The sequence below is a fragment of the Dethiosulfatibacter sp. genome (assembly GCF_983023055.1).
This window is the reverse complement of record NZ_CEZJXU010000069.1, coordinates 1-7,751: the sequence shown is the minus strand read 5'-3', so window position 1 is coordinate 7,751 and position 7,751 is coordinate 1. Positions and strand designations below refer to the sequence as shown.

The following is a 7,751-nucleotide window of genomic DNA, read 5'->3' as shown; positions in this document are numbered from 1 at the left end:
AACAACAGGTACCTTATTCATAATATCGTCTCCTCGGATTAGAATTATACATCTGTAATCATTGAATTTCATCGTGGCTCACGGATAATCGCTGTATATGTTCCCTACTCACTCAATACGTCAATTCATATTTTATAAGGATAATTGACGCATATCGAATTCGAGACCTCACAAATTCATCGGTTATCCTTCGGTTTGTATATTAAACATTACTGCAATATTTGAATGAATAAAACTTAGACATCTAAATGGATAGTAATTGAATTTGCGAGGTCTCGACTTCGAGGATCGATAATCAACATTATCAATAAGAGATTATCGTTCCGAGGGAGTAGGGAGCATGTTCAATTATTATCCACCCGACTTAATATACAATCAGAGTATCAGACTCATAACTCCTTTTGCAGTATGAAGTCTGTTTTCTGCTTCCTGGTAAACTATGGAATGTTCCCCATCTATTACAGAATCTTCAACTTCATTACCTCTGTCTGCAGGTAAAGCATGCATATAGTACACATTTTTATTAGCTGTTTCCATTAACTTCTCCGTACATTTCCAGTCCTTGAAATCTTCGATGTTTACATCTGGATTCTTTGTACTCCATGATCCCCAGTTCTTTGGAATTACTATATCTGCATCCTTGTATGCTTCTTCCATATCATGGGTTATCCTGAATTCTCCACCATATTTATTGGCATTAGCTTCTGCTTCCTCTATTGCCCAGTCCGGAAGTTCGAATCCCTCTGGATAGGCAAGGGTAACATCCATCTTGTATCTAGGAAATAGAAGTATCTGTGTAAGAGGAACACTTATAGGCTTCTTGTGGGATGTTGCATAGGCCCAAATTATTGAAACCTTAAGTCTTGATGTGTCCGGATGTTTTTCCTTTATTGTCATAAGGTCCGCTATTCCCTGCATTGGATGGAAAAAATCGCATTGAAGATTCATTATAGGTGTCGAGGAATTTGCAGCCATGTCGTTTAGATATTTGTTTCCCTCCTGCCAGTTGCAGTTTCGACAAGCTATGCCGTGTCCGTAGCTTGAAAGTATTTTGGCAGTGTCCCGTGCAACCTCACCGTGGCTTATCTGCATTGTTGATGTATCCAAAAAGTTTGCATGTCCTCCAAGCTGTGCAATACCCGCCTCCATGGAATTCCTTGTCCTGGTGGACTGTTCGAAAAACATGAGAAATATTGTCTTATAGGGCAGTATTGGAGTCGGTATATCCATATAAAATTGTCTCTTAAGGTCCGCCGAAGCATCCAAAAGCATATTAATGTCATCATTTGTCCAGTCCCTTAGGGTGATGAAATCCTTTCCCTTTAATCTACCTGTCATTGCTGTCCTCCTTTATATAATTCAGGAATTATTGCATAAACCTTTACTGCATTAAGCAGCTCTTCCTTTAAAATCTTCTCGTTGGGAGCGTGGGCTTCCTCCTCTCTTCCCGGACCGAAACCTATGCATGGAATGTTTTTCATTCCCATTATTGCAACACCGTTTGTTGAAAAAGTCCACTTGTCAAGAAAAGGCTTTCTGCCAAGAATCTTTTCACAAGATTCAAGAAGTATTTCGCAATATCTGCTGTCCTCACCTATTACCCAGGTTGGAAAATAGCAATCAACCTCCTGTACCAGATCCGTATATGATTTTCCCGAATATGTATACATTTCAACTACTGCCTCACTACCGACTACGCTCTTTAGTGCTTTTATTTCTCTTATGGCGGAGTCTCTGGTTTCTCCAAAGGTAAGCCTCCTGTCAACTGATATAGCACATCCGTCTGCAACTGCGCATCTGGAAGGTGATGTATAAAATATCTCTGAAACGGCCAGAGTGCCCTTTCCAAGAAATTCATCGTATTTCAGATTTTCATTCAGCTCTTCCAATTCCTTGAGTATGGAAGCCATCTTATAAATTGCATTGTCTCCTCTTTCAGGAGCGGAACCGTGGGCACTCAGACCCTTTACGGTCACCTTTATTTCCATTCTTCCCCTGTGGCCTCTGTATACATTAAGACCAGTAGGTTCCGTCAATACAACAAACTCAGGATTTATGGTTTTCTCTTCAAGGATATGCTGCCAGCACAGACCGTCACAGTCCTCTTCCTGTACTGATCCTACAACCCAAAGGCTTATTCCTTCAAGAAGTCCAAGCTTCTTGGCTATGGCCGCACCATAGAGACATGAAGCGAACCCTCCCTTCTGGTCGCTGGCTCCTCTTCCGTAAATATATTCCTCGTCTTCCTTTCCCTGGAATGGATGGAATTCCCAGTTATCCTCCTGTCCAACATCAACAGTATCAATGTGACCGTCGTAGGCAAAGACATGTTCTCCATTTCCTACTCTGCCCAGAATGTTTCCCATCTTGTCTATTATTATTTCATCAAAATCAAGGGTTTCCATTTCCTCCCTGATTCTTTTTACTACCTCTTCCTCTTCCATGCTAGTAGATTTTATTGCTATTATATCCCTCAAAAAACCTTCAACATCGCTGTTCATTTCTTCAGCAAGTTTTTCTATTTTTCCAAGCTTATTCATAGCTGTCACCTCTCAAAATTTCACTTAAGTATTCCTCAACTATCCTCAGGCTGACTTCCTCCCTGTAAAGCTTGGTAGAGCGTTTGTCATCGGTTCCTTCCATTTCCTTTCTTATTGCAGTAAGAAATTCCTTCACGTCCCGATTTTCCACAAATCTCTCTTCAGCTTCCCTGTTTCTCACGGGCAGCTCATTGACAGCACCTATGGAAACCCTTATATAGTCAAGCTTGTCATTCTTCATTCCGTAAAGAAAAACCACTGAAAATTTGGAAAGTATACTTGCTTTCCTGGATCCCACTTTTTTGTACCTAAAACCTGTAATATCTATTTTTGGAATTATTACCTCGTGAAGAAATTCATTCTCTCTTATATCCGTCTTGTATTTACCCTTTATAAAATCCTCTACGGTCAGTATCCTCGATCTGTTCTTGCTTTTGAGAAGGATTTTCCCGTCCAGAGCATAAAGCAATGGAAGACTGTCTGCAACCTGTGCTGCATTGACAATATTACCTCCCACAGTAGCCACATTTCTTATGGCAGGGTTCCCCATTAGACGATATGGAAGCTTTATACATTCAGGAAGCACCAGGGATTTTTCCATATTGCGATGGGTGGTACAGGTTTTGATATGGTAATGCTCCTTGTCCTCTGTTATTCCCTTCAGTTCATCTATCTGTTCTATGAATACAATATCTTCTTCGAATCTTCTTTCAGCTCCCTGCCACTGTCTCTTCCTGACCATGAGATCCGTTCCTCCGGCAAAGATTTTGTATTTACCTGTATCAATGATTTCCAAAAGTTCATCAACAGTTTCCGGCCTTCTGCAATCAATCATTTAAAACCGCCTCCTGTGTAAGTTTTCTGACCGCCCTGTATATGGCTTCATATCCTGTACATCTACATATATTCCCAGAAAGACCTACCTTGATATCTTCCTCAGTAAGAGATATTCCCAGTTTCAAAAGCCCTTCGGTAGCCATTACCATTCCTGGAGTACAGAATCCACACTGGACGGCACCTTCCACCATGAATGCCTTTTCTATTTCCTTGTATCTTTCAGTCTTTGAAAATCCTTCAATTGTTACAACCTCCTTACCTATTACATTATTCATAGGCATCATGCAGGAGTTCACTATCATTCCATCCAGAAATACTATGCATGCTCCACATTCTCCTTCGGCGCATCCTTCCTTTGTTCCCTTAAGGTCAAAGTCGTTTCTTATTACATCAAGAAGCCTCATTGCTAGGCCTGTTTCCACCTTTACATCTTCTCCGTTTAGCTTGAATTCTACGATCATATCAGCAGCTCCTTAAGTATATTTTCTGAAGTCACAGGCAATTCCCTTATTTCTATGTCCATCGCATTTTCAACTGCAGATGCTATTGCGGGAGCCACTCCCACCAACGTAAGCTCGCCTGCAGCCTTTGCGCCGTAGGGACCTTCCTTGTACGGATTCAATATCCAGTCCGTATGCATCCTCGGCATATCGACAATTGTAGGCACCGTATAGGATGAAAAACTATTGTGTTCTATGAGACCGTCTTTTGTAGTCATGACTTCCAGCATTGCATATCCAAGTCCCTGTGCTATTCCTCCATGAACCTGTCCAATAAAAGTCTTTTCATCCATTGGCATTCCAACATCATATACCGCATATATGTCCTTGCAGGTAATCTCCAGAGTCAAAGGATCGACTTCAACAACAGCAAGAACTGCAGACCATGAATATGACATGTATGCATTTCCCCTGAGATTTTCCTGGTCCCATTTCACATAGTCAGGTTGTTTGTAATTCTCCACTATTTCAATTTCCTCGTCGGATTCCATACTGTCCTTCAACCTAAGGGCTGCTTTGTAAAGAAGCCCTCCAACAACCATTGTAGTCCTCGATGCAACTGTAGGTCCAGAATCAGGTACAAGAAGAGTGTCAGGATTTTCATATATTATCCTGTCGATTTCTATATCCAGAACCGATGCAACAATCTTTGAAAGTACTGTTTTTGCTCCCTGTCCCATTTCAACCGATGACACAAGAATATGGATATTCTTGTCAGTATCCTTTTTAAGTTTCACTACACTTTTTATATGTTCGGCTTCACCATCTCCTGTAAATCCTCCGCCGTGAGGAATGAATGATATTCCTATTCCTCTGTAGCTTCCCATTTCTTCCTTTAACTTGTCGTAGCCTGCCATTTCAGCCAGCCTGTCCGCCATCTCATCAAGCTTTATTTCCTCGTTGTATATTCCCGAAGTTGATGAAAGATCCCCTCTTTTCACAAAATATGGCCTTCTGAATTCCAAAGGGTCATAGCCCAAATGATTTGCAAGCTGGTTCATATGCTGTTCAAGCGCGAACAATGTTTGAGGTGCACCAAAACCCCTAAAAGCCCCTGTGAAAATATTGTTTGTCTTATATGTTGTTCCATTTACTCTCAGGTTTTCTATAAGGTAACATCCTGTAAGGGATAGTATTCCTCTTTGAAGAACAACGTCAGAAAGTCCAAGATATGGTCCTGCATCTATTCCAAAATCAAATTCCATTCCCACAATTCTGTGGTCCTTTAAATATGTCTTCACCAAGGTTTTTGAAGGATGTCTTTTGGTTGTGAATACAATGTCCTCTCGCCTGTCAAAGATAAGTCTTACTGGTGCTCCTATCTTCATGGAAGCAGCTGCAACCTGACATGCCAAAAGTGAGGGGTATTCCTCCTTGCCACCAAAGGCTCCTCCTGTTTCACTTTGTATTACCCTTATATCATGGTCTGCAAGTCCTGTTGAATGTATGAGAGCATTCTTGATATAGTAGGGACACTGCATGGAACCGTAAATAATGAGCCTTCCATCTGAAAAATCTCCTACAAGACCCTGCTTTTCCATGTATAACTGTTCCTGATAACCTGTGGAATAGGATTTTTCAAATACCTTGTCGTATTCCAGGGTTTCAAGGTCTCCCTTTGTATATTCCTGTTCCGAAAAGATGTTATCTCCGCTTCCGAAGTCAAATACCCCTTCTTCCTCTTCATATTCTATTTCTATATTTTTCATGAATTTTATTATTTCATTCTTGTCCTTGCCTGCTATGAGTGCTATTGGTTCACCTTTATAGTTAACATAGCCATCGGCAAAAATGGGCATATCCATCGTTATCATCGCCACTTGGTTTATGAATGTATCCTTGGCATCAATTACCCAAAGGTTTTCCGGTAGCTCCGGATATTTAATGCATTTAATTCTTCCTTTTGATATCTCGCTTCTCAGAGTTCTTCCATAGTGGAGATTTTCAAATTTTATATCCTCTATATACCTTGCTGTTCCATTAATTTTCTCAACACCATCTACTCTGTTAATCCTATCTGTAATTTTCATAGGCACCTCCGTTTGTGGGTAATAAAAAAAGACTACACAGCAAAACTATCCATACTATAAGTATGAATGCATGCTTCATGTAGTCTTGGATTTCTACCAAGAAATGTTTATATACTTATTTAGTCCCTTATAGAACAAAGCAACTAAGCTACAAAAGAAAACATGCCATTCTTTCCTCAAGATGTCAAGCGTGCAGCAAGTCTTCACCTATTGTATCTTCTAATATATATTATATCCCAGAGTAATAGAAAAGACAACTTCATGGAATAGAAAAAATCACCTGATTTGCAGTTTTCGCAAAGTAGGTGATCTCTTAGTCTAATTTAAATTCTATTTACTGTTTCACTATAGCTCTTCCAACTATAAAAGCCCCGAAGAACCTTTCTAAAGTTTCAATTTCGAAACCTGCATCTCTAATCATGTCTGCTGTTTCCCTGTTTAGATTACAACCGTTTGCAAGCTTGTTCCAGCTGGAATTCAATCTATTGAAAAGATTCTTCAAGATACTGTGTTCTGGCATTACATGCTCCATAAAATAAATTCTGCCTCCAGTCTTTAAAACCCTTTTCACCTCATTAAGTCCTTTTAAAGGATCATCTACGGAGCAAAATACCAGGGTGAAAACTATACTGTCAAAAGTATCATCTTCAAAACACAAAAATTCAACGCTGGAATTAATAAATTTAATTTCCTTATCTTTGGGAAAATCAAATTTTCTAATCTTTTCCGATACCCTTCTGTCAACTACAGTATAGGATGAAATCATGTCAAAATCATAAAAGCCAAGATTTGTACCTGTTCCTGCACCTATTTCCAATATATTACCTTCTATATCCTTAAACATTGTCTTCCTTTTTTTCTTGAGTACAAAGGTTTCAAGAGGAAGCATGAAAGAATCATAAATTATATCTGATAGATTCATATTATTAAACTCGATTTATTCATAACCAAGAAAAACATCCGTTTTTATAAAATCTTTTTCTATTCCAAGCCCAAGCCCAAGAAGCTTTTCAGTAATGAAAGCATTCATACCTGGTGTTCCTGCTATATAATATAAAGAGTCATTACTCTTTTCTTTTGCAAATTCATCAATTTTATATGAAAATATATTTCTATCCGAAATGAATTCAATATCAAGTCCGCTATGCTTTTCATTTACTTCCTTCAAGAATTCTTCATAGGCGAATTCTCCCCTGTCATCTGAATACAAAACCTTCAACAACTTGGGATTGATCGCCCTGCTATCTAAATCCTTAAGAAAGGCTCTAATGGGTGTAATTCCAATTCCACCTGCCATTATGCAAATGGTTTTACTGTAATCATCAATCTTAAATTTACCAATTGCGCCATCAACTGTCATTATATCTCCAGTCTTGAGTGTCAGCAAATGCTTCTTAAAATCACTGGGTTCATCTACTATTCTAGTAGTAAAAAGCATAATATTCTCTTCTTTAATAGATGCAAAACTAAAAATCCTTAAATCCTTACCTTCTACAACCTTGTCTTTGAACCTGAAAATTCCATGTTGCCCCGGTATCCAATCCAACTCTTCGGGTATTTGAAATACAAAAGAATAAATATCACTTGTTTCCTTTATCATTTCTTCAAACTTCAACTGAAACACAACTTTATTTTTTGCCAATTCTAACACTTCCTTCCCTTTTTTATAGCTTAAGAAAGTCAAACTATGCATAACCCCTTGAAGCGTTGGTGTTATGCGGTTAAGGAAACTTTCTTTCGCATCTTAATAACCGCTTTGATCACATGAAGCGTGACCTAGTTAACACAGCAAAGCTACTTTCTTGTATTATATCACTTTGCAGGATTATTATATATATTAAAAA

Annotated in this window: 7 protein-coding genes; all 7 read right to left on the bottom strand. The window is 39.0% G+C overall.

Annotation, left to right across the window (positions count from 1 at the left end; all coding sequences use genetic code 11):
- Positions 1–375: 375 nt before the first annotated feature.
- The 7 genes from AC3AX0_RS04015 to AC3AX0_RS03985 all read right to left on the bottom strand — a co-directional run bounded on the left by AC3AX0_RS04015 (position 376) and on the right by AC3AX0_RS03985 (position 7,549).
- Entirely contained in the window at positions 376–1,338 is a 963-nt protein-coding gene (locus AC3AX0_RS04015; RefSeq protein ID WP_487549018.1) for an ornithine carbamoyltransferase, read from the bottom strand.
- Positions 1,335–2,540, bottom strand: a complete 1,206-nt coding sequence (locus AC3AX0_RS04010) for a YgeY family selenium metabolism-linked hydrolase (protein WP_487549017.1) — start codon at positions 2,538–2,540, stop codon at positions 1,335–1,337. The genes AC3AX0_RS04015 and AC3AX0_RS04010 overlap by 4 nt, the downstream gene beginning before the upstream one ends.
- Positions 2,533–3,375 (bottom strand): FAD binding domain-containing protein, encoded by an 843-nt coding sequence (locus AC3AX0_RS04005; RefSeq protein WP_487549016.1) that lies wholly within the window; start codon positions 3,373–3,375, stop codon positions 2,533–2,535. Before AC3AX0_RS04005 ends, AC3AX0_RS04010 begins: the two co-directional genes overlap by 8 nt.
- On the bottom strand, positions 3,368–3,838 hold the full coding sequence (locus tag AC3AX0_RS04000) for a (2Fe-2S)-binding protein (protein ID WP_487549015.1): 471 nt from the start codon (positions 3,836–3,838) through the stop codon (positions 3,368–3,370). The genes AC3AX0_RS04005 and AC3AX0_RS04000 overlap by 8 nt, the downstream gene beginning before the upstream one ends.
- Entirely contained in the window at positions 3,835–5,907 is a 2,073-nt protein-coding gene (locus AC3AX0_RS03995; RefSeq protein WP_487549014.1) for a xanthine dehydrogenase family protein molybdopterin-binding subunit, read from the bottom strand. The genes AC3AX0_RS04000 and AC3AX0_RS03995 overlap by 4 nt, the downstream gene beginning before the upstream one ends.
- Before the next feature lie 334 nt (positions 5,908–6,241).
- Positions 6,242–6,829, bottom strand: coding sequence for a class I SAM-dependent methyltransferase (locus AC3AX0_RS03990; RefSeq protein WP_487549013.1), 588 nt, complete (start codon positions 6,827–6,829; stop codon positions 6,242–6,244).
- Between the two features lie 15 nt (positions 6,830–6,844).
- Positions 6,845–7,549: an FAD-dependent oxidoreductase gene (locus AC3AX0_RS03985; RefSeq protein WP_487549012.1), complete on the bottom strand. Its 705-nt coding sequence runs from the start codon at positions 7,547–7,549 to the stop codon at positions 6,845–6,847.
- Positions 7,550–7,751 lie beyond the last annotated feature (202 nt).